This window comes from Streptomyces sp. NPDC002730, from assembly GCF_042888805.1.
Taxonomy (GTDB): Bacteria; Actinomycetota; Actinomycetes; order Streptomycetales; family Streptomycetaceae; genus Streptomyces.
On record NZ_JBIAQG010000007.1, the window covers coordinates 354,112 to 375,713 of the forward strand.

At 69.2% G+C, this 21,602-nt stretch carries 22 protein-coding genes; 10 read left to right on the forward strand and 12 right to left on the reverse strand.

Features of this window, described 5'->3' with window-relative positions; translation table 11 throughout:
• Nucleotides 1-110 precede the first annotated feature (110 nt).
• The 6 genes from ACFYXH_RS20335 to ACFYXH_RS20360 all read right to left on the reverse strand — a co-directional run bounded on the left by ACFYXH_RS20335 (nucleotide 111) and on the right by ACFYXH_RS20360 (nucleotide 6,396).
• Nucleotides 111-1,055, reverse strand: coding sequence for a hypothetical protein (locus ACFYXH_RS20335; RefSeq protein ID WP_389564558.1), 945 nt, complete (start codon nucleotides 1,053-1,055; stop codon nucleotides 111-113).
• Between the two features lie 84 nt (nucleotides 1,056-1,139).
• Nucleotides 1,140-2,258 carry an LOG family protein gene (locus ACFYXH_RS20340; RefSeq protein ID WP_389564560.1) on the reverse strand — a complete coding sequence of 373 codons (1,119 nt, stop codon included), beginning with the start codon at nucleotides 2,256-2,258 and terminating at the stop codon, nucleotides 1,140-1,142.
• 201 nt (nucleotides 2,259-2,459) lie between these two features.
• On the reverse strand, nucleotides 2,460-3,614 hold the full coding sequence (locus ACFYXH_RS20345; protein WP_389564562.1) for a hypothetical protein: 1,155 nt from the start codon (nucleotides 3,612-3,614) through the stop codon (nucleotides 2,460-2,462).
• A complete protein-coding gene (locus ACFYXH_RS20350) occupies nucleotides 3,596-4,324 on the reverse strand; it encodes an ABC transporter ATP-binding protein (RefSeq protein WP_389564565.1) in 729 nt (242 codons plus the stop codon). The genes ACFYXH_RS20345 and ACFYXH_RS20350 overlap by 19 nt, the downstream gene beginning before the upstream one ends.
• A 216-nt stretch (nucleotides 4,325-4,540) precedes the next feature.
• A complete protein-coding gene (locus tag ACFYXH_RS20355; RefSeq protein ID WP_389564567.1) occupies nucleotides 4,541-5,920 on the reverse strand; it encodes an aspartate aminotransferase family protein in 1,380 nt (459 codons plus the stop codon).
• Nucleotides 5,905-6,396: an Lrp/AsnC family transcriptional regulator gene (locus ACFYXH_RS20360; protein ID WP_326652921.1), complete on the reverse strand. Its 492-nt coding sequence runs from the start codon at nucleotides 6,394-6,396 to the stop codon at nucleotides 5,905-5,907. The genes ACFYXH_RS20355 and ACFYXH_RS20360 overlap by 16 nt, the downstream gene beginning before the upstream one ends.
• Before the next feature lie 181 nt (nucleotides 6,397-6,577).
• On the opposite strand from ACFYXH_RS20360, the gene ACFYXH_RS20365 reads away from it, so the two are divergent.
• Complete coding sequence (locus tag ACFYXH_RS20365; protein WP_389564789.1) at nucleotides 6,578-8,017, forward strand: gamma-aminobutyraldehyde dehydrogenase; 1,440 nt, start codon at nucleotides 6,578-6,580, stop codon at nucleotides 8,015-8,017.
• Nucleotides 8,018-8,109: 92 nt separating this feature from the next.
• Here the strand turns inward: ACFYXH_RS20365 and ACFYXH_RS20370 are convergent, their stop codons facing one another.
• Nucleotides 8,110-8,676, reverse strand: a complete 567-nt coding sequence (locus tag ACFYXH_RS20370; RefSeq protein WP_362687546.1) for a TetR/AcrR family transcriptional regulator — start codon at nucleotides 8,674-8,676, stop codon at nucleotides 8,110-8,112.
• On the reverse strand, nucleotides 8,673-9,035 hold the full coding sequence (locus ACFYXH_RS20375) for a DUF1304 domain-containing protein (RefSeq protein ID WP_389564571.1): 363 nt from the start codon (nucleotides 9,033-9,035) through the stop codon (nucleotides 8,673-8,675). The genes ACFYXH_RS20370 and ACFYXH_RS20375 overlap by 4 nt, the downstream gene beginning before the upstream one ends.
• A gap of 235 nt (nucleotides 9,036-9,270) precedes the next feature.
• Here ACFYXH_RS20375 and ACFYXH_RS20380 point away from each other — a divergent pair, with 235 nt between their 5' ends.
• From ACFYXH_RS20380 to ACFYXH_RS20390, 3 genes are read left to right on the forward strand one after another with little or no spacing between them, the layout of a single operon-like run.
• Nucleotides 9,271-10,425: a spermidine/putrescine ABC transporter substrate-binding protein gene (locus ACFYXH_RS20380; protein ID WP_389564574.1), complete on the forward strand. Its 1,155-nt coding sequence runs from the start codon at nucleotides 9,271-9,273 to the stop codon at nucleotides 10,423-10,425.
• Nucleotides 10,426-10,438: 13 nt separating this feature from the next.
• On the forward strand, nucleotides 10,439-10,969 hold the full coding sequence (locus ACFYXH_RS20385; RefSeq protein WP_389564577.1) for an HXXEE domain-containing protein: 531 nt from the start codon (nucleotides 10,439-10,441) through the stop codon (nucleotides 10,967-10,969).
• Nucleotides 10,970-11,001: 32 nt separating this feature from the next.
• Nucleotides 11,002-11,541, forward strand: coding sequence for a hypothetical protein (locus ACFYXH_RS20390; RefSeq protein ID WP_389564579.1), 540 nt, complete (start codon nucleotides 11,002-11,004; stop codon nucleotides 11,539-11,541).
• A 73-nt stretch (nucleotides 11,542-11,614) separates the two neighbouring features.
• On the opposite strand, the gene ACFYXH_RS20395 is transcribed toward ACFYXH_RS20390, so the two are convergent.
• The 3 genes from ACFYXH_RS20395 to ACFYXH_RS20405 are packed head-to-tail and all read right to left on the reverse strand — an operon-like array spanning nucleotide 11,615 to nucleotide 14,206.
• The gene (locus ACFYXH_RS20395; RefSeq protein WP_389564582.1) at nucleotides 11,615-12,403 is read right to left on the reverse strand and encodes an SAM-dependent methyltransferase; all 789 of its coding nucleotides are present in this window, start codon (nucleotides 12,401-12,403) and stop codon (nucleotides 11,615-11,617) included.
• A 46-nt stretch (nucleotides 12,404-12,449) separates the two neighbouring features.
• Complete coding sequence (locus ACFYXH_RS20400; protein ID WP_389564584.1) at nucleotides 12,450-13,160, reverse strand: glycerophosphodiester phosphodiesterase; 711 nt, start codon at nucleotides 13,158-13,160, stop codon at nucleotides 12,450-12,452.
• A gap of 20 nt (nucleotides 13,161-13,180) precedes the next feature.
• Complete coding sequence (locus tag ACFYXH_RS20405; RefSeq protein ID WP_389564586.1) at nucleotides 13,181-14,206, reverse strand: adenosine deaminase; 1,026 nt, start codon at nucleotides 14,204-14,206, stop codon at nucleotides 13,181-13,183.
• Nucleotides 14,207-14,315: 109 nt separating this feature from the next.
• On the opposite strand from ACFYXH_RS20405, the gene ACFYXH_RS20410 reads away from it, so the two are divergent.
• Nucleotides 14,316-15,095 carry a DUF4190 domain-containing protein gene (locus ACFYXH_RS20410; RefSeq protein WP_389564589.1) on the forward strand — a complete coding sequence of 260 codons (780 nt, stop codon included), beginning with the start codon at nucleotides 14,316-14,318 and terminating at the stop codon, nucleotides 15,093-15,095.
• On the opposite strand, the gene ACFYXH_RS20415 is transcribed toward ACFYXH_RS20410, so the two are convergent.
• A complete protein-coding gene (locus ACFYXH_RS20415; RefSeq protein WP_389564592.1) occupies nucleotides 15,085-15,648 on the reverse strand; it encodes an NADAR family protein in 564 nt (187 codons plus the stop codon). The two genes, ACFYXH_RS20410 and ACFYXH_RS20415, sit on opposite strands and share 11 nt — an antisense overlap.
• A gap of 177 nt (nucleotides 15,649-15,825) precedes the next feature.
• On the opposite strand from ACFYXH_RS20415, the gene ACFYXH_RS20420 reads away from it, so the two are divergent.
• The 5 genes from ACFYXH_RS20420 (at nucleotide 15,826) to ACFYXH_RS20440 (ending at nucleotide 21,596) form a co-directional block, all read left to right on the forward strand.
• The gene (locus ACFYXH_RS20420) at nucleotides 15,826-17,340 is read left to right on the forward strand and encodes a gamma-aminobutyraldehyde dehydrogenase (protein WP_389564594.1); all 1,515 of its coding nucleotides are present in this window, start codon (nucleotides 15,826-15,828) and stop codon (nucleotides 17,338-17,340) included.
• Between the two features lie 88 nt (nucleotides 17,341-17,428).
• Complete coding sequence (locus ACFYXH_RS20425) at nucleotides 17,429-18,676, forward strand: PotD/PotF family extracellular solute-binding protein (protein ID WP_389564597.1); 1,248 nt, start codon at nucleotides 17,429-17,431, stop codon at nucleotides 18,674-18,676.
• A 39-nt stretch (nucleotides 18,677-18,715) separates the two neighbouring features.
• Nucleotides 18,716-19,867 (forward strand): ABC transporter ATP-binding protein, encoded by a 1,152-nt coding sequence (locus ACFYXH_RS20430; RefSeq protein WP_327326380.1) that lies wholly within the window; start codon nucleotides 18,716-18,718, stop codon nucleotides 19,865-19,867.
• Complete coding sequence (locus ACFYXH_RS20435) at nucleotides 19,864-20,799, forward strand: ABC transporter permease (protein WP_362687510.1); 936 nt, start codon at nucleotides 19,864-19,866, stop codon at nucleotides 20,797-20,799. Before ACFYXH_RS20430 ends, ACFYXH_RS20435 begins: the two co-directional genes overlap by 4 nt.
• Nucleotides 20,799-21,596 (forward strand): ABC transporter permease, encoded by a 798-nt coding sequence (locus ACFYXH_RS20440; RefSeq protein WP_389564601.1) that lies wholly within the window; start codon nucleotides 20,799-20,801, stop codon nucleotides 21,594-21,596. Before ACFYXH_RS20435 ends, ACFYXH_RS20440 begins: the two co-directional genes overlap by 1 nt.
• Nucleotides 21,597-21,602: the final 6 nt, after the last annotated feature.

Below are 21,602 nucleotides of genomic sequence, written 5' to 3' on the forward strand. Positions count from 1 at the left end.
CGCGCCATCGGCGCGCGTCGAGCGGGGGCGGATCCAGGGGACGGTCGGGTCCTTGGCGATCTCCCAGTCGACCTGTTGCGCGAACAGCGCGGCGATGCGGTGGACGGCCTCTAACGGGCGGGGGTGAGCTCCTCAGGACGTGGCTCCTGTGACCCCGACTCCGAGCCCGGCTCCGGTTCCGGCGCCGTGCCGTGCGCCTCCGGGGCGCCGAACCAGGCCACCGCGACCGCGCCCGCCACCGCCAGTACGAAGCCGAGGATCGCCATCCAGGCGAAGCCGGCGCGCGAGGAGTCGCCCAGCCACAGCACGCCGATCATGCCCGGAAGCACGGTCTCGCCGACCACCAGCGCCGCGGTGGCGCCGTTCACCGAACCGATCTGCAGCGCAACGGTGTGCAGATACATGCCGCCGATACCGGCCACCAGAATCGCGTACAGCGCAGGATCCGAGAGCAGCGCGCCCAGGTCGAAGGGGTCGATGCCGTTCAGCACGCGTACGCCGACGCCCAGCGCGCCGAAGCCGAGGCCCGACAGCAGACCCGCCAGGATCGCGGCGCGTGCGCCCAGGAGACGTACGACAACGGTGCCGCCGACCATCAGCAGCAGAGAGATCGCCAGCAGCCACCAGTGGGTGGCGATCGGGGTGTGGCCGCTGCCCTCCGGGCCCGCCGCCGTGGCCAGCAGCACGAGTGCGGAGCAGACGACGGCGATGGAGGTCCACTCGGCGCGGTTCAGCCGGATGCCCAGCAGTTTGACGCTCAGCACCGCCGTGATCACCAGATTGGCGCTGATGACGGTCTGGGAGAGGAAGAGCGGGAGCAGGCGCGCGGCGAGTGCGCCGAGGCCGAACCCGATGAAGTCCAGGATCGTGCCGACGATGAACTCCCAGGTCATCGCGGCCTTGGCAGTCGAGGAGAGGCTCGGTCCGCCGTGCTGCGTGACTCCGGCCGCGGCCGCCTCGCGCCGGGCGGACTTGCGTGAGCCCACGGCTTGCAGCACCGACCCCGTGCCGTAACAGATCGAGGCCGCGACAGCGGTCAGTAGGCCGATCAGCACCAGGGGCTCCGTTCACATGAGGTCAGTCCAACTCCCGCTGGAATACCAGACGTGTCTTCGGCCTCTGAAGTTGCTTCTTGCGGACTACTTGTCGCCGGTCAGCAGCTTCAGCGCCGCCGGGGCCTCGCCGATCGAGTCCACGAGCGCGATACGGGACTCCATCGAGCGGCCCGCCGCCAGCGACTGGAGCAGCGGCCAGGTGGGCAGCCGCTCCGTCCAGTGCTCGCGGTTGACGAGGACCATCGGGGTCGGTTCGCCGCGGGACTCGTAGTAGTTCGGGGTCGCGTTGTCGAAGATCTCCTGGACCGTGCCGGCGGCGCCGGGCAGGAAGATCACGCCCGCGTTGGAGCGGGCAAGGAGGCCGTCTTCGCGGGTGGCGTTGGCGAAGTACTTGGCGATGTGGCCGGCGAAGGCGTTCGGCGGCTCGTGGCCGTAGAACCAGGTCGGGATGCCGACGGAGTCGCCGCCGCCGGGCCAGCGGTCGCGCACCTCGAAGGCGGCGGCGGCCCAGTCGGAGATCGACGGGATGAACGAGGGGGCCTTGGCGAGGAGTTCGAGCGCCTCGGCGAGCATCTCGTCGGGGTGCGGCGCGGCATACGCGCCGAGGTTCGCGGCTTCCATGGCGCCCGGGCCGCCGCCGGTCGCGATGGTGAACCCGTCGCGGGCGAGGGACTGGCCGAGGCGGGCGGCACCGGCGTACGCGTCCGTGCCGCGGGCCATCGCGTGGCCGCCCATCACGCCTACGACGCGGGCGCCGACGAGGAGTTCGTCGAGAGCGTCGGAGATCGCGTCGTCGTGGATCGAGCGGAGCATCGAGGCGAAGACGTCGCCGTCGGCCTTCGTCTCCTGGAGCCAGGCGTAGGCGAGGGCGTCGGGGGTGGCGTCGTATCCGCCGGCGGTGAGGCCTTCGAACAGCTCGTCGGGGGAGTAGAGGAGCCCGCGGTACGGGTCGAAGGGCAGGTCGGGGACGGGCGGGAAGACGAGCGCGCCGTCGGCGCGGACCTTGGCGGCGGCGTCGGGCTGCATGGGACAGCCCAGGAATATGGCGCCGGTGGTGTCTGCGGAGAGCAGGGCGAAGGTGCGGTCGGTGAGGTCGACGGACTGGACGCGGTGTCCGGCGAGGGAGCCGCGGGTGACGACGTCGTCGAACTCGTCGAGGGACTCGATCTCCCGGTCGCTGCGGTGCCGGTGTCCGGGTGCCATGCCGACACGATAGGCGCTGGGTGCGGGGGTGCACGGGCCCGGGGGTGGCCGGGCCCGGGGGTGGCCGGGCCCGGGGATCGTTCCCCCACGGGGGCTGACACCCCCGCCCCCCGTGCGCCTGCTTCGCCGCGCGAGGGCTCCCCACCCGGTACGCCCGGGCAGCGCGCCGCCGCGGTCGGCCTCTGGGCCGGCCCCGGTTCCTCAGGCCGAGAAAGGAAGCGCCGCCAGGGCCGCGACCCCCCATGTCAGCGGGGCGAAGACCGTCAGCAGGGTTACCGCGCGGAGAGCCGTCGCGTTGCGGAGGGTCGCCGTGGGCGTGCCCAGGCGGCGCAGTGACTTCGTCGTGTCGGCGCGGGCCTGTTTGGCCTCCAGGGCCGCGGTGAGCAGCGTCGCCGTCGTACAGATCATCACCAGGGCCGCGCCCAGGCCGGTCAGCGGGCCGAAGGGGTGCGGGTCGGTGTCCTGGAGGTTCGAGGCCGCGATCGCCGCCGAAGCCACCGCACACACCACGCCCAGCGGGCGGCCGATGCGGCCGGACTCCTCCATCAGGATGCGGCCGGCCAGCAGACGTGTCGCGCCCGGGCGGGCGGACTGGAGTGCGCGGCCGCAGAAGCGGGTGATGCCCGGGCCTGCCAGAGCGAGGCCCAGCGCCGTGAGTGCCCAGCCGGCGAGGACGCCCGACGAGCTGCCGTCGAAATGCCCCGGGAGGGGGAGCGGTGAGCCGGGCGCGCCACGGCCCGCATACGTCTCGACGGCGAGGCCCGCCGCGATCAGTGCGACGCCCCACGGCAGGCCCGACGGCGCGGCGGACGGGGCGTCCGGCGCCTCGGGATCGGCACCCGGCCTGGCACGCCGCGGGCGCAGCGCCAGCGCCGTCGCCGTCGTGGACGCCAACGGCACCAGCGCGAGCAGCGTCAGCGCTGCCGCCAGCGGCAGCGGCCGGCCCGCGGCGAGCAGCTCGGCCGCCGCGCCGTCGAACGGAAGGCCCGTCAGATCGCCGCGCAGATGGAGGAAGAGCAGCAGGGCGAATGCGCTGCCGAGCGTTCCGGCGACGGCGGTCGAGACCGCCGCCAGCACGCCGAGGCGGGCGGGACCGAGACCGACCGCCGAGAGGCCGGCCCGCGGTCGCGTGCTCGGGTCCGTACGGGCCACCGCCACCGCGAAGTGTGCCGTCGCGGCCAGCGGGATCAGGCACCAGAGCAGGCGCAGTCCGGAGCCGGAGTCCGTGGGATGGGCCAGCGCGTACGTCAGCGTGCACAGCAGCAGAAAGCCCACGCCCGCCGACGCCGCCGCCACCATCAGCCGGCGCAGCAGGACCAGCGGGTGCGTGCCGCGGGCTAGACGGAGAGCGAGCACTCGGCCCGGCCTTCCGCGTCGGCGCCCGCGAGGGAGTTCACGCGCCGGCCGTCGATGAGCGTGAGTGAACGGTCCGCGAGCGCCGCCACCTCCTCGTCATGCGTGGCGAGTACGACGGTGATCCGGTGCGAGCGGGCCGCGGTCGTCAACGTACGCAGCACCAGCGCCTGGTCCGCGCGATGCAGCGTCGCCGTCGGTTCGTCCGCGAAGATCACCGACGGCGTGGCGACCAGCGCCCGCGCGACGGCGACCCGCTGGCGCTGCGACTGCAGCAGCGCATGCGGCCGCAGCCGGGCGCACGCACCGATGTCGAGTCGCTCCAGCCACTCCATGGCGGTGTTCTTCGCGCCACGGTGCGAGGAGCCGCGCAGCAGCAACGGCAGCGCGGCGTTCTCCCAGGCGGTCAGCTCCGGGACGAGCGTGGCCTCGGGGTCGATCCAGCCGAACCGGTCGCGCCGCAGCCGTTCCCGCTGCAGCGGGCTCATCGTGTGCACGGGGGAGCTGTTGAACCACACCTCGCCCTGCTGCGCGACGAGTTGGCCGGACAGACAGCGCAGCAGCGTGGTCTTGCCGCTGCCGCGCGGGCCGCACACGGCGAGGATCTCGCCGTCCCGTACGCCCAGCGAGACGCCGACGAGTGCGGGCGAGCCGCTGTGGGAGTGGCGCAGGGAACGCGCCCAGAGCACATCGTTGTCCGGCGGGGCCACCATGACGTACACCTCGGTTCTGATCAGATTTCCCTTCCCCCGTACGGGGGAACGAAGACAGGGCCGATCGGTCACTCGGCACGCTAAGGATTCAGAACCGGGGTGTCGGGAAGCACGCGGCCCGGGTGCACCCCATCTCACTCGTACGGCCGAATGATTGGCCGAGTGAGTGTCCGGGTGCCCCGGGCCGTACGAGGCCGGTGAAGCCGGCCGGTGAGGCTAGAGCTTTGTCCATGCCTCCGTGAGGACGCTGCGCAGAATGCCCTCGATCTCGTCGAAGGTCTGCTGGTTGGAGATCAGCGGCGGCGCCAGCTGAACGACCGGGTCGCCACGGTCGTCGGCACGGCAGTACAGGCCGTTGTCGTAGAGCGCCTTCGAGAGGAAGCCGTAGAGCACACGCTCGGTCTCCTCGTCGGTGAAGGTCTCCTTGGTGGCCTTGTCCTTCACCAGCTCGATGCCGTAGAAGAAGCCGTTGCCGCGGACGTCGCCGACGATCGGCAGGTCGTGCAGCTTCTGCAGCGTGGAGAGGAACGCGCCCTCGTTGTCGAGGACGTGCTGGTTGAGGCCTTCCTTCTCGAAGATGTCGAGGTTCGCCAGGCCCACCGCCGCGGAGACCGGGTGGCCGCCGAAGGTGTAGCCGTGCAGGAAGGTGTTGTCGCCCTTGTAGAACGGCTCGGCGAGGCGGTCGGAGATGATGCACGCGCCGATCGGGGAGTAGCCCGAGGTCATGCCCTTGGCGCAGGTGATCATGTCCGGCACATAGCCGAACTTGTCGCAGGCGAACATCGTGCCGAGACGGCCGAAGGCGCAGATGACCTCGTCCGATACGAGCAGTACGTCGTACTGGTCGCAGATCTCACGGACCCGCTGGAAGTACCCGGGCGGCGGCGGGAAGCAGCCACCGGCGTTCTGCACCGGCTCGAGGAAGACCGCCGCGACCGTCTCGGGGCCCTCGAAGAGAATCTGCTGCTCGATCTGGTCGGCGGCCCAGCGGCCGAAGGCCTCGGGGTCGTCGCCGTGGATCGGCGCACGGTAGATGTTGGTGTTCGGCACCTTGTGCGCGCCGGGGACCAGCGGCTCGAAGGGGGCCTTGAGGGCCGGCAGGCCGGTGATGGACAGGGCGCCCTGCGGGGTGCCGTGGTACGCGACCGCGCGCGAGATGACCTTGTACTTGGTGTGCTTGCCCTGCAGCTTGAAGTACTGCTTGGCGAGCTTCCAGGCGGTCTCGACCGCCTCACCGCCACCGGTGGTGAAGAAGACCTTGTTGAGGTCGCCAGGGGCGTGCTGCGCCAGCCGCTCGGCCAGCTCGACCGCCTTCGGGTGGGCGTACGACCACACGGGGAAGAAGGCGAGCTCCTGAGCCTGCTTGTAGGCGGTCTCGGCGAGCTCGTGACGGCCGTGGCCGGCGTTGACCACGAAGAGGCCGGAGAGGCCGTCGAGGTAGCGCTTGCCCTTGTCGTCGTAGATGTAGGTGCCCTCGCCACGCACGATGGTGGGCACGGGTGCGTTCTCGTACGACGACATGCGGGTGAAGTGCATCCACAGGTGGTCGTAGGCGGTCTTGGAGAGGTCCTTGCTCACGGCTATCGGGTTCCCCACATATAGGTCTGCTTCTTCAGCTTGAGATAGACGAAGCTCTCGGTGGAGCGCACGCCGGGGAGCGCGCGGATCCGCTTGTTGATCACTTCGAGCAGGTGGTCGTCGTCCTCGCAGACGATCTCCACCATCAGGTCGAAGGAGCCCGCGGTCATCACCACGTACTCGCATTCGGCCATGGCGGTGAGCGCGTCCGCGATCGGGTCGACGTCGCCCTCGACCGTGATGCCGACCATCGCCTGCCGTCGCAGACCCACGGTGAGCGGGTCGGTGACGGCGACGATCTGCATCACGCCCTGGTCGAGCAGCTTCTGGACGCGCTGACGCACGGCCGCTTCGGAGAGGCCGACGGCCTTGCCTATGGCGGCATACGGGCGACGCCCGTCCTCCTGGAGCTGTTCGATGATGGCGAGGGAGACGGCGTCGATCGTCGGGGACGATCCGTTCCCGTTCCTGGACTCTGCGCTACGACTGGCCACGAGCTCACTCTGCACTGCGACTCGTCTGTCTGGCAACCCTTGAGCAATGAAATTCGTTGTTCTTGAGTCCTAATCACACTGAATCCGAAGTTGGGGAGGGTCGGGTCTGTCGAAAGCGTCACCTGAGCGATTAGGGTTGGTGGTCTCACCCATCGGACATCTGACAGGAGGGGTGGCAACAGTGACCACCGAGCTGCGTCGTCTGCGCAACTACATCAACGGGGAGTTCCGGGACGCTGCCGACGGGCGGACGATCGAGGTCATCAACCCGGCCACGGGTGACGTGTACGCCACGTCTCCGCTCTCCGGGCAGGCCGACGTCGATGCCGCCATGGACGCTGCCGCGGCCGCCTTCCCCGCCTGGCGCGACACCACCCCGGCCGAGCGCCAGAAGGTACTGCTGAAGATCGCGGACGCCTTTGAGGAGCGGGCCGAGGACCTGATCGCGGCCGAGTCGGAGAACACGGGCAAGCCGCTGGAGCTGACCCGTACCGAAGAGATTCCGCCCATGGTGGACCAGATCCGCTTCTTCGCGGGCGCGGCGCGGATGCTCGAGGGCCGTTCGGCCGGCGAGTACATGGAGGGCTTCACCTCCATCGTCCGGCGCGAGCCGGTCGGCGTCTGCGCGCAGGTCGCGCCGTGGAACTACCCGATGATGATGGCCGTCTGGAAGTTCGCGCCGGCGCTGGCGGCGGGCAACACCGTCGTCATCAAGCCGTCCGACACGACGCCGGCGTCGACCGTGCTGATCGCCGAGATCATCGGCTCGATCGTGCCCAAGGGCGTCTTCAACGTCATCTGCGGCGACCGGGAGACCGGCCGCGCGATGGTCGAGCACCCGACCCCGGCGATGGCCTCCATCACCGGTTCCGTACGGGCGGGCATCCAGGTCGCCGAGTCCGCGGCCAAGGACGTCAAGCGCGTTCACCTCGAGCTGGGCGGCAAGGCGCCGGTCGTCGTCTTCGAGGACACGGACATCGCCAAGGCCGTCGAGGACATCGCGGTGGCGGGCTACTTCAACGCCGGTCAGGACTGTACGGCCGCGACGCGTGTCCTCGTACACGAGTCGATCCACGACGAGTTCGTGTCGGCGCTGGCGAAGGCCGCGGCCGACACCAAGACGGGTGCGCCGGACGACGCCGATGTGCTGTACGGCCCGCTCAACAACGCCAACCAGCTGGCGCAGGTCTCCGGCTTCGTCGACCGGCTGCCGGCACACGCCAAGGTCGAGGCGGGCGGTCACCGGGTCGGCGACAAGGGCTACTTCTACGCCGCGACCGTCGTCTCCGGCCTGAAGCAGGACGACGAGATCATCCAGAACGAGGTCTTCGGCCCGGTCATCACCGTCCAGTCCTTCACGGACGAGGCGCAGGCGCTGGAGTGGGCGAACGGCGTGGAGTTCGCGCTGGCCTCTTCGGTGTGGACCAAGGACCACGCGCGGGCGATGCGGATGTCGAAGGCGATGGACTTCGGCTGTGTATGGATCAACACCCACATCCCGCTGGTCGCGGAGATGCCGCACGGCGGCTTCAAGAAGTCGGGTTACGGCAAGGATCTGTCGGCGTACGGCTTCGACGACTACACACGCATCAAGCACGTGATGACGTCGCTCGACGGCTGACATCTGCTCTTGCAAAGCAGCGCTATGAGTACGGGGCGCGGGACACTTCCCGCGCCCCGTACTCGTGCCGTCTCACGCCGCCTCACGCCGTTTCATGTCGTCGGTGTGCGGTGCAGTGCCAGCAGCAGGCGCCAGACCTGGGCTGTCATGGCCTCGGGAGTCGCGTCGATCAGGCCGTGGAGCCAGTCCGCCAGGAGGCCCGCGAAGGTGGCCGCCACCGCGGAGGCGATCAGGTCGGGCGCCGGGGCGCCGGCCAACTCCCTTTCCCTGCGGCTGCGTTCGCGCAGTTCGTGGTGGAGCAGATCGCCCAGCGGGCCGCTGCCGCCCTCGCGCAGCAGGGTCCGGTAGAGCGGTGCGTGTGGCGCGAGGCCGGTGAAGAAAGCCGTCAGTGCGGGCGGCGGAGCGGCCGGGTCCGGAGTGCCGCGCCAGGCGTGGAGAGCCTCCACCGCCTCCCGTACGACCTCCGCGCACGCGTCGACCGCGAGCGCCTGCAGATCCGTGTAGTGCAGATAGAACGTGGCCCGGCCCAGACCCGCCCTGCGCACCAGCGCCGCGACGCTGACCTCTTCGAGGGGGCGCTCGGCGCACTCCTCGAGCAGTGCCTCGCGCAGCCTGGCGCGGGTGCGCTCCGCCCGCGGATCGCCGGTCGCGGCGCTCATCCAGCCACCAGGACGGCCGCCAGCGCGAGAGCGCCCGGGAGCGCCTGCGCCACCAGGATGCGGCGGTTGGCGGTGGCGCCGCCGTAGACACCGGCGATGACCACGCAGCTCAGGAAGAAGACCTGCACCCGGTACCCCGTCGGGTCCGCGGCGATCAGGCCCCATACCAGGCCGGCGGCGAGGAAGCCGTTGTACAGGCCCTGGTTCGCGGCGAGCGGGGCGGTCGCTCGGGCCATCTCCGCGTCGAAGCCGGAGAGTTCGCGGCCCGGCCTGCGCTGCCACAGGAACATCTCCAGAACCAGGATGTAGGCGTGGAGCGCGGCCACCAGGCCGACCAGGACTTGGGCGGTTGTGTTCATGAGCGACTCTTCTCGTGACTGCGTGACTGCGTGACTGCGTGACTGCGTGACTGCGTGACTGCGTGCTTCTTGACTTCGCGAATCGACTTCTTGGACAGCTGTCCAAGAAGTATAGACATATGTCCATGATCGACAGGGTGTCGGGCCGGGCCCGTACGGATCGACGTAGCGTCCATTGCCGCGCACACGCGCCGCCCGGCATCCTGCGGACGTGCCCGCGACCCGGATGAACCCCATGTCAAGGCGGTCCCTCCTGCTCGGCCTCGCCGCCGGCGCCGCACTCACCGGCTGCGGGGTGCCCGCCGCGTACGTACAGCCCGGGGACCGTGCCCGGCGCGATGTCTCGGAGGGCGACAGAAGCGTCGACTTCGCCAACTGGCCGCTCTACATCGACACCGACGACGAGGACACCTCCAAGCGGCCCACCCTCGACTCCTTCACCGAGCGCACCGGGATCTCGGTGCGCTACACCGAGGAGATCAACGACAACGACGAGTTCTTCGGCAAGGTCAGCCCCGCGCTGATGAACCACCAGGAGACCGGCCGGGACCTGATCGTCGTCAGCGACTGGATGGCGGCCCGGTTCGTACGGCTCGGCTGGGTGCAGGAGATGGACCGGGCGAAGCAGCCCAATGTCGCCAAATACCTTGACCCGCAACTGCGTTCACCCGCCTTCGACGAGGGCCGGCTGCACAGCGTCCCCTGGCAGTCCGGGATCACCGGCATCGCGTACAACCGCAAGAAGCTCGGCCGCGAGATCAGGCACACCAGTGATCTGTGGGCGGACGATCTGCGCGGCCGGGTCACGCTCCTCTCCGGACTCGACGAATCCTTCGCCCTGCTGATGCAGGGCAACGGCGTGGACGTCACCCGCTGGACCTCGGAGGACTTCCACGAGATCTGTGAGCAGGTGGAGAGGCTGGTGAAGTTGAAACACATCAGGCGCTTCACCGGCAACGACTACATCAAGGACCTCTCCACCGGGGACGTGCTGGCCTGTCAGGCGTACTCCGGCGATGTCATCCAGCTCCGGGCCGACAACCCCGACATCGAGTTCGTGGTGCCGCAGGAGGGCGCGGAGCTGTGGGCGGAGAGCCTGATGGTCCCCAACCTCGCCCGGCACAAGCGCAACGCCGAGGCGCTCGTCGACCATTACTACGAGCCGGAGGTCGCTGCGGAGCTCGCGGCCTGGGTCAACTACGTCTGCCCGGTGCCGGCCGCCCGTGACGTACTGGCCTCGTCGAAGGACGAGGAGACGGCCGCGCTCGCCGAGGACCCGCTGATCTTCCCGGACGACACGATGCGCAAACGCCTCGCGATCGCGCGCGACATCACCTCCGAGGAGCGCACGCCCTTCGCAAAGCGGTGGAACGCGATCGTCGGGCTGTAGCAGACTCGCGATCATGAGCGATGATCACGTGAACTCCGCGGTGACGTACGGTCTGTTCGCCGCCTGGCTGCTGCACGACGCCGAAGAACTGGTGGCCGGTCCGCGCTGGATACGCGAGAACGTGCCCGTACTGCGCAAACGCTTCCCGGGCGTCCCCGAGCGTGTATGGCGTGCCATGGAGGCCGTCGACGAGCGCGAATTCGCCGTGGCCGTCGGGGTGATGGGCGCGATCGTCGCCTCGGCCGCCGTCGCGGGCGGGCGTTCCGGTGGCCGGTCCGCCTTCTACCAGGGAGCCCTGGACGGTTTCGGGCTGCACGGGCTCGTCCACCTCGCGCAGGCCGCTGCCGTACGCGGCTACACCCCGGGCTCGGCGACCTCGCCACTGATCGTGGTGCCGTTCACGCTCTGGGCGCGCGGCCGGCTGAGGCGCGCCGGTGTGCTCCGGCCCGCGCGGGCGCGCGACGCGGCGGCCGGTCTGGCGCTGGCTGCAGGCGCCACCATCGTCTCGCACGCGATCGCCCGCAGAGTCACCGGGGGCCGGTAAAGGGCGCGTAAACCCGGGCGTACGCTGCGGATATGAGCGAGCGAAGAGTCCTCTTGCGGCGCATACGCGTGTGGTTGGCCGTCTTCATTGTGTGTCTGGTGCTGAGCGGTCTCACCGCCTTCCCGCTGGTGCATGAGCTGCACTGGGTGGAGGATCTGCTGAAGTCCTCGGCCTCGCCGGTCCCGGATCATCTCCCGGGCCTGATGGAGTGGATCGAGCGGGTACGGGCCGGGCTGGACGCCACCGACACGAAGTACCCCTTCGTGCTGTACGGCACGGACTGGCTGGCCTTCGCGCACCTCGTGATCGCGGTCGCCTTCTACGGCCCGTACCGCGATCCCGTACGGAACATCTGGGTCGTCGAGTTCGGGATGATCGCCTGCGCCGGGATCATCCCGCTCGCCCTGATCTGCGGTCCGATCCGCGGAATCCCCTTCTGGTGGTCGGTCATCGACATGTCGTTCGGGGCCTTCGGGGTGATCCCGCTGTATGTCGTGCGCCGCAAGATCAAGCGACTCGAGGCGCTGACGGAGCCGGTGGACGGGTCGGAACCGGTCGCCGCCGCGGCGTAGGTCAGTCGGCGAGGCCGTCCGGCTCCGCGCGGTCCTGAGTCTCCAGCGGTGCTCCAGGCGCCGGCGTCCGGCTCTACGGCTTGCGGCCGACCGCGCCGAACTGCGCCACCTGGGCCGTCTCGCCCTCGGTCTCCGGATCGTGGCGCCAGCGGGCGCACGACACGATGCCCGGCTCCAGGACCTCCAGACCCTCAAGGAACGAGGCGAACTCCGCGTGGCTGCGGGCCGTGATCGGCGGCGTGGCGTTCTCGTTCCAGAACCGCATCGCCGCGGCATTGCCCTCGCCGCCCAGCTCCAGCGTCGGATGGGTGAGCACCAGATGGCTGCCGGACGGCACGGCGTCCATCAGCTGCCGCACGATCGACCGGGCCTCGTCGGTGTCCAGTACGAAGTTCAGGATGCCGAGCATCATCACTGCCACCGGCTGCTTCAGATCCAGCAGCGGCTCGACGGCGCGGAGGATCCGGTCCGGGTAGTGGGCGTCCGCATCGATGTACTCGGTCGCGCCCTCCGGGGAACTGGTGAGCAGCGCTCGCGCGTGCGCCAGTACGATCGGGTCGTTGTCGACATAGACGATCCGTGCGTCGGGGGCGATCTGCTGCGCCACCTCATGGGTGTTGTCGACCGTGGGCAGGCCGGTGCCGATGTCCAGGAACTGCCGCATGCCCGCCTCGCCGGCCAGGTAGCGCACGGTGCGGCCGAGGAACGCGCGGTCCGCGCGTGCCACCTCGCCGATGCTCGGGTACATCCCGGTGACCTGGTCGCCCACCGCGCGGTCGACCTGGTAGTTGTCCTTGCCGCCCAGCCAGTGGTTCCAGACCCTGGCGTTGTGCGCTATGTCGGTGCGGATCCTGTCGGTCATGTTCTGCTCCTCGGCCGGCTGCGTGGGGCCCATCATGCCGGACGGATCAACGACCGTTGCCGACGGGTGAGTTGGGCCGTGGGGACAGTACGCGGTGCAGCGCGTCCACGCGATTGGTCGTGATCGAGTCCACGCCGTACCCGACCAGGCGGCGCATGGTGCGGCGGGTGTCAGCCGTCCAGGCGGAGACCAGCACGCCGTCCCGGTGGAGACGGTCCGTCAACTCCTCGCCGAGCAGACCGAAACGGTAGTTGAGCCAGCGCGGTCGCACCGCGTCGAGCAGCGCCGGGCGCGGCGGGGCCAGCGTCGTCCAGGTCATCGCGATCTCGGCCGAGGGATCGGCGGCGCGGACCGCGAGCATGGCGACGGGGCCTGCGCAGTAGTACACCCGCTCGTCCGCCTCGCACTCATGGACGGTGCCGACCACCGTGCGTACCGACTCCTCCGAGGCGCCGGGCAGATCGATCATCACGCGGTGCGCGCCGACCGCGAGCAGCGCCTCGCGCAGGGTCGGCACTCCGCCGTCGGTCCGCTCGTGCAGTTCCTTCGCGGTGAGATCCGCGAGCGGTCGGTCGTGTCCCCACAGCCGCTTCAGCGAGTCGTCGTGCAGCAGCACGGGCACGCCGTCACGGGTGAGGCGTGCGTCGATCTCGACTGCGTCCGCGCCCCGCTCGAGGGCCGAGCGGAGCGAGGGCAGGGTGTTCTCACGGACGCGGTAGGGATCACCACGATGGCCCACGACACGGACAGCGCGCATGGGGCCATTGTCGCTGCCGGTCAGCGGGCGAGCCAGGCGGCGGTGTACGAGTCGATCTCCGCGATGATCCGCGCCTTGCCGGCCTCGTCGAGGAAGGACGCCTCGACGGCGTTCTTGGCGAGGGCGGCGAGGCCACGCTCGTCCAGCTCCAGCAGCCGTGCGGCGACCGCGTACTCGTTGTTGAGGTCGGTGCCGAACATCGGCGGGTCATCGCTGTTGATCGTCACCAGCACACCGGCCTCGACCATCTCCTTGATCGGGTGCTCGTCGAGGTCGGCGACGGCGCGGGTCGCGATGTTCGAGGTGGGGCAGACCTCCAGCGGAATGCGGTGCTCGGCGAGGTACGCCAGCAGCGCCGGATCCTGCGTGGCACTGGTGCCGTGGCCGATGCGCTCGGCGCCCAGCTCGTTCAACGCGTCCCAGATGGTCTGCGGGCCGGTCGTCTCACCGGCGTGCGGCACGGAGTGCAGGCCCGCGGCGATGGCCCGGTCGAAGTACGGCTTGAACTGCGGCCGCTCCACCCCGACTTCGGGGCCGCCCAGACCGAAGGAGACCAGGCCCTCGGGGTGCAGATCCACCGCGAGGCGGGCCGTCTCCTCTGCGGCTTCGAGTCCGGCCTCGCCCGGAATGTCGAAGCACCAGCGCAGTAGGACACCGAGCTCGGCCTCGGCCGCCTTGCGGGCGTCCTCGATCGCCACCATGAAGGCATCCTCGTCGATGCCGCGACGGGTCGAACTGAACGGCGTGACGGTCAGCTCGGCATAGCGGATGTTCTGCCGGGCCATGTCCCGGGCGACCTCGAACGTGAGCAGCCGTACGTCCTCAGGGGTGCGGATCAGATCCACCACCGAGAGATAGACCTCGATGAAGTGCGCGAAGTCGGTGAAGGTGAAGTAGTCGGCGAGCGCCTCGGGGTCGGTGGGGACCTTGGAGTCCGGGTGGCGGGCGGCCAGCTCGGCGACGATGCGCGGCGAGGCCGAGCCCACATGGTGAACGTGCAGTTCCGCCTTGGGAAGCCCCGCGATGAAGGGGTGCAGATCGGTCATCGGGGTCCTCCGTGTTCAATGGGCCGCTCGGGTCAGGGATCATCGTAGGCGGCCGTTCGAGGACTGTGCGAAGGCCGTAGCATGACGGCGAACCACGATGGGGGAGAACATGTCTGACAACCAGGCCCAGCCGCCCGGCGCGCCCGAGCCGCGCGACCCGTGGGCTGCGCCGGAGAGCAGCGCGGCACAGAACAAGGTCCCGCTGGACAAGCCCGCCGACACCCCGAGCCCGTCGGCGCCGTTCCTGCACAGCGAGCCGACGGTCACCTCGATGCCCGGCGTAGGACCCGCTGCCCAGACCGGCGCCGTGCCGCCGCCCCCGATAGCTCCGGGCGGACCGGCTCAGCCCGCCGCGGGTCCCTACGGCTACCCGGCCGCTCCGGGCGGACCGGCCCAGCCCGCCGCGGGTGCCTACGGCTACCCCGCCGCCCCGAGCCTCCCGCAGCCCACCTCCGGTGTCGGTGATCCGTACGGCGGCTATCCCGGATACCCCGGATACCAGGCCTACGGCCAGAACGGCTGGCAGAGCGCCCCGGCGAACGGCATGGGCATCACCGCGATGGTGCTCGGCATCCTCTCCGTCTGTCTGTTCTGCCTGTACGGCGTTGTCGGGGTCGTGCTGGGCGTGCTCGCCCTGATCTTCGGCATCATCGGCAGGAAGCGGGCGCAGCGCGGCGAGGCCACCAACGCCGGCATGGCCCTGTCCGGCATCATCCTCGGCATCATCGGCATCGTCATCGGCCTCGTCTTCATCGGCTTGATGGTCTGGGGGCTCACCAACGCGTTCAACAAGGACAGGACCGAGGACACGGAAGACGTCTACGGCGACTACTCCAACTCCCTGGTGATCGACAACGCACTGCCGGCGATCGAGCGCGTCAGCCGCTAGCCGCAGCCGTCCCCGCCCGCAACTCCTCGCGCGCCTCCATCAGCGCGAACCCCAGCAGATTGAGCCCGCGCCAGCGCGCGGGATCCTGCGCCCGTTCGTCGTCAGCGGCCAGCCCGATGCCCCAGATCCGGTCCATCGGGCTGGCCTCGACGAGCACCCGGTCCCCCGTGGCCAGCAGAAAGTCGCGCAGCTCGGCGTCCTGCCCGAACTTGTGCACACTGCCCGAGCGCACGATGCCGAACCGCTCGCGCTCCCATATCGCGTCGTCGAAACCGCGCACCAGCCGCCCGGCCCTCTTGGCCTCCGCAGGCGTGCGCGCCTCCAGCGCCCGCTGCTCCGCATCCGCGTCGCCGAAGAGCCGCGCCTTGGACGCCATCATCCAGTGCTCCGCGGTGGCGTACTGAATTCCGTCGACCACGAAGAGCGACGGCCACCACTGGCTCAGGCAGCTCGCGCCGATGCTTCCGTCCCGGCGCGGCGCATGCCCCCAGAACTGCAGATACTTGATTCTGTTCCCGTCGCTGACCTGCTTGATCAGCTCATCCATCCCCATGCACGCGAGTCTTGCATCCACCACTGACACTCCGTACCGGGATATGCGGGCCGACGCGACACATGGTCGACCGATTCCGTCGCGTAATCAAAAGGCAACAACGGAATCCCTTGTTGAGTGCGTCACCCTCTGCCAGGATCGGCAGTCAACTCGAGCTGGAACGACGGAGTGAGTTTCATGGACAACCGCTTCCAGGTGCAGGACCGCTACGCGGACGGTGCACAGTTCATCGGCGGGCGGCTGCAGCCCGGCACCTCAGGACATACGCAGGACATCGTGAACCCGGCGACCGGCGAGCTGATCCACGGCTACGAGCTGGCGGGGACCGCCGACGTCGACGCGGCCGTGGCTGCCGCCCGCGCGGCCTTCCCCGGCTGGGCGGGCGCCACCCCGGGCGAGCGCTCCGACGCCCTGCACCGCTTCGCGTCCGTGCTCGCCGACCAGGAGGCCGACTTCGCCTATGCCGAGTCCCTGCAGTGCGGCAAGCCCATCAAGCTCACCACCGAGTTCGACGTGCCCGGCACCGTCGACAACACCGCCTTCTTCGCCGGCGCGGCCCGCCATCTCCAAGGGCAGTCCGCGGGCGAGTACAGCGGTGACCACACCTCGTACGTACGCCGCGAGGCGATCGGTGTCGTCGGCTCCATCGCGCCCTGGAACTACCCGCTCCAGATGGCCGCCTGGAAGGTCCTGCCGGCCATCGCCGCGGGCAACACCATCGTGCTGAAGCCCGCCGAGATCACCCCGCTCACCTCGCTGATGTTCGCCGAGGCGGCGAAGGAGGCCGGGATTCCCGACGGCGTCGTCAATATCGTCAACGGCGCGGGCCGGGAAGCGGGCGAACACCTGGTGGGCCACCCGGACGTCGTCATGACCTCCTTCACCGGCTCCACCCCGGTCGGCAGGCGGGTCGCCGAGATCGCCACCGCCACCGTCAAGCGCCTCCACCTCGAGCTGGGCGGCAAGGCCCCCTTCGTCGTCTTCGACGACGCCGACCTCGAGGCCGCGGTCAACGGAGCGGTCGCCGCCTCACTCATCAACTCCGGCCAGGACTGCACTGCCGCCACCCGCGCCTATGTCCAGCGGCCCCTGTACGACGCCTTCGTCGCCGGAGTCGCCGATCTGATGGCGACCGTCCGCCTCGGCGACCCCTTCGACCCGTCGACCGACCTCGGCCCGCTCGTCTCGCACCTCCAGCGCGACCGCGTCGCCGGCTTCGTCGACCGGGCACGCGCGTACGCCACCGTCGTCACCGGCGGCGAAGCGCCCCAGGGAGAACTGAAGAGCGGCGCGTACTACCGCCCCACCCTTGTCGCGGGCGCCGCCCAGGACAGCGAGATCGTCCAGTCCGAGATCTTCGGCCCGGTCCTGGTCGTGCTGCCCTTCGACTCCGACGACGAGGGCATCGCGCTGGCCAATGACACCCCCTACGGCCTTGCCGCCTCCGCCTGGAGCCGCGACGTCTTCCGCGCGAACCGCGCCACCCGCGAGATCAAGGCGGGCTGCGTCTGGGTCAACGACCACATCCCGATCATCAGCGAGATGCCGCACGGCGGCTACAAGGCCTCCGGCTTCGGAAAGGACATGTCGGCGTATTCCTTCGAGGAGTACACGCAGGTCAAGCATGTGATGTACGACAACACGGCGACAGTCTGCAAGGACTGGCACCGCACCATCTTCGGCGACCGCTAGCAGCTCAGCTCAGCTCAGGTCAGCCACCCCAGACCAGTCCAGCCCAGCGCCGCCCGACCAGCGGCACCATCCCGAAAGGGCACAGCGCATGGATCAGCACGAGCCGGACGTCCTGTCCGCGGCGCAACTCGCGGCGATGCGACGGAGCATCACCAGCGGCAGGGGCGCCCTCTCCCGGCGTGCGATGCTGCGCGCCGGCGGCATAGGCGCGCTCACCATTGGCGGACTCGCCTCCCTGAGCGCCTGCGGCATCCCGCCCGCCAAGCGCGAGGGCGGCGCGGAGGCCTCGGACGACCACTCGGACCAGGAGAAGCAGATCAGCTTCTCCAACTGGACCGAGTACATGGACGTCAGTGAGGACGAGAAGAGCCGTCCGACGCTCAATGAGTTCACCAAACGCACCGGGATCAAGGTCAAGTACACCGAGGACATCAACGACAACGTCGAGTTCTTCGGCAAGATCCAGCCGCAGCTCGCGGCGGGCCAGGACACCGGCCGTGACCTGATCAATGTCACGGACTGGCTGGCTGCCCGCATGATCCGGCTCGGCTGGGTGCAGAAGCTGGACTCGTCGCTGCTGCCGCACGCCTACGCCAATCTCTCCCCGCAGTTCCGCAGCCCGGACTGGGACCCGGGGCGCGCCTACTCCTACCCCTGGACCGGAATTCCGGCCGTCATCGCCTACAACGTCAAGGCGACCGGCGGCAAGAAGGTCGACTCCGTGACCCAGCTGCTGGACGACCCCACCCTCAAGGGCCGGGTCAGCTTCCTCACCGAGATGCGCGACACGGTCGGCATGACCCTGCTCGACCTGGGCAAGGACCCGGCCAAGGTCACCGACGCCGACTACGACGCCGCCATCAACCGGCTCCAGAAGGGCGTCGACAAGAAGCAGATCCGCCGCTTCACCGGCAACGACTACACCTCGGACCTGGACAAGGGCGACATCGCCGCCTGCGTCGCCTGGGCCGGTGACCTGATCCAGCTGCAGGCCGACAACCCCGACATCAAGTTCGCGATCCCGGCCGCCGGTTATATGACGGCCACCGACAATCTCCTGGTCCCGGCGCACGCCAGGCACCAGAAGAACGCCACCCGGCTCATCGACTACTACTACGAGCTCCCGGTGGCCGCACAGCTCGCCGCGTACATCAACTACGTGTGCCCGGTCGCCGGAGTCGGCCCCGAGCTCGCGAAGATCGACCCGGAGCTGGCCAAGAACCCGCTGATCATCCCGGACGCGGCCATGGCGGCCAAGTCCCATTCCTTCCGCTCGCTGAGCAGCAAGGAAGAGACGGCGTACGAAGAGAAGTTCGCCAAGCTCATCGGCGCCTGACCTGCCCTTCTCCCTCCGACACCACTGGGATCGCGACCCATGACTGAAAAGACAGAAGGCGGCGACGTCCGCCTCTCCGGGATCAGCAAGACCTATGGCTCCTTCACGGCCGTCCACCCGCTGGACCTGACCGTCCCGCAGGGCTCCTTCTTCGCCCTGCTCGGCGCCTCCGGCTGCGGTAAGACCACCACCCTGCGGATGATCGCCGGACTGGAGGACCCGAGCACCGGGAGCGTCTTCCTCGGCGGCAAGGACGTCACCCACCTGCCGCCGTACAAGCGCCCGGTCAACACCGTCTTCCAGTCGTACGCGCTCTTCCCGCACCTCGACATCTACGAGAACGTCGCGTTCGGGCTGCGCCGCCGCGGCATCAAGTCGGTGAAGAAACAGGTCGGCGACATGCTCGACCTCGTCGAGCTGGGCGACTTCGCCAAGCGCAAGCCGCATCAGCTCTCCGGCGGTCAGCAGCAGCGCGTCGCCGTCGCCCGCGCGCTCATCAACCACCCGCAGGTGCTGCTCCTCGACGAGCCGCTCGGCGCCCTCGACCTCAAGCTGCGCCGCCAGATGCAGCTGGAGCTCAAGCGGATCCAGACCGAGGTCGGCATCACGTTCGTCCATGTCACCCACGACCAGGAAGAGGCCATGACCATGGCCGACACCATCGCGGTGATGAACGGCGGACGGGTCGAGCAACTCGGCGCACCTGCCGAGCTCTACGAGAACCCGCAGACCACCTTCGTCGCCAACTTCCTGGGCACCTCCAACCTCATCGAGGCCGAGGTCGCCCAGAACAGCGGCGGCGAAGTCGTCGTCACGGCCGCGGACGCCAAGCTGCGGCTGCCCGCCGAGCGCTGTGCCACCCAGCCCCGTACCGGCGGAAAGCTGCTGGTCGGCGTGCGCCCGGAGAAGATCTCGCTGGCGCACGCGGACGACGCGGGCACGATAGCCGACGGCCGCAACCGGTTCACCGGGAAGATCGCCGACTCCAGCTTCATCGGCGTCTCCACGCAGTTCGTCATCGACAGCCCGGTCTGTCCGGAGCTCGAGGTGTACGTACAGAACATCGAGCGGGACCCGCGCCTGGTCCCCGGCGCCGAGGTCGTCCTGCACTGGAACCCCGAGCACACCTTCGGTCTCGACGCGGCCCAGGACATCGACGCCGGTGTGGAGACGGTGGAGGAGACGCCATGACGGTCACCGAGGCACCGCCCGCCGCGCCGGTCCCCGAGCCGGTCGAGCCGGTCGTCCACAAACAGTCCGTCCGCCGGAAGCTGATCCCGTACTGGCTGCTGCTGCCCGGCATCCTGTGGCTGGTCGTCTTCTTCGCGCTGCCGATGGTCTACCAGGCCTCGACCTCCGTGCAGACGGGCTCGCTGGAAGAGGGCTTCAAGGTCACCTGGCACTTCCAGACCTACTGGGACGCGCTCACCGAGTACTACCCGCAGTTCCTGCGCTCGGTGCTGTACGCCGGCACGGCCACGATCCTGTGTCTGCTGCTCGGCTACCCGCTCGCGTATCTGATCGCGTTCAAGGCGGGCCGCTGGCGCAATCTGCTGCTGGTCCTGGTCATCGCGCCGTTCTTCACCAGCTTCCTGATCCGTACGCTCGCCTGGAAGACGATCCTCGCGGACGGCGGACCGGTGGTGGACGTCCTGAACAGCGTCGGCTTCCTGGACGTCACCAGCTGGCTCGGAATGACCGAGGGGAACCGGCTGCTCGCCACCCCGCTCGCGGTGGTCTGCGGACTCACGTACAACTTCCTGCCGTTCATGGTCCTGCCGCTGTACACCTCGCTGGAGCGGATCGACCCGCGGCTCCACGAGGCGGCGGGCGATCTGTACGCGAAGTCGTCCACCACTTTCCGCAAGGTGACCTTCCCGCTGTCCATGCCGGGCGTCGTCTCCGGAACGCTGCTGACCTTCATCCCGGCCAGCGGCGACTACGTCAACGCCGAACTGCTCGGCTCCACGGACACCAAGATGGTCGGCAACGTCATCCAGTCGCAGTTCCTGAGGGTGCTCGACTATCCGACCGCGGCCGCGCTGTCCTTCATTCTCATGGCGGTCGTGCTGATCATGGTCACCGTCTACATCCGCCGGGCCGGGACGGAGGATCTCGTCTGATGCGTTGGATACGACAGAACCTTGTGGTCATCGCGGGACTGCTCACGCTCGCGTACATGATCCTGCCGAACATCGTCGTGATGGTGTTCTCGTTCAACAAGCCGGCCGGCCGCTTCAACTACGCCTGGCAGGAGTTCTCCACCGACGCCTGGAAGGACCCGTGCGGTGTCGCCGATATGTGCGGCTCGCTCTCGCTCTCCCTCCAGATCGCCCTCTGGGCGACGATCGGCTCCACCGTCCTCGGCTCGATGATCGCCTTCGCGCTGGTCCGCTACCGCTTCCGGGCGCGTGGCGCGATCAACTCACTGATCTTCCTGCCGATGGCGATGCCCGAGGTGGTCATGGCCGCCTCGCTGCTCACGCTCTTCCTCAACCTGGGTGCGGAGCTGGGCTTCTGGACCATCCTCATCGCGCACACCATGTTCTGCCTGAGCTTCGTGGTGGTGGCGGTCAAGGCGCGTGTGCTGTCGATGGATCCCCGCCTCGAGGAGGCGGCCCGCGACCTCTACGCCGGACCTGTGCAGACGTTCGTACGGGTCACGCTGCCGATCGCCGCTCCCGGCATCGCCGCCGGTGCGATGCTCGCGTTCGCGCTCTCGTTCGACGACTTCATCATCACCAACTTCAACTCGGGCAACACCGTCACCTTCCCCATGTTCGTGTGGGGCTCGGCCCAGCGCGGTACGCCCGTCCAGATCAACGTCATCGGCACGGCCATGTTCGTCATCGCCGTACTGGTCGTGGTCACCGGCCAGCTCATCAGCAGCCGGCGGAAGAACAGCGCACTGCTCAAGTAGCCCCTG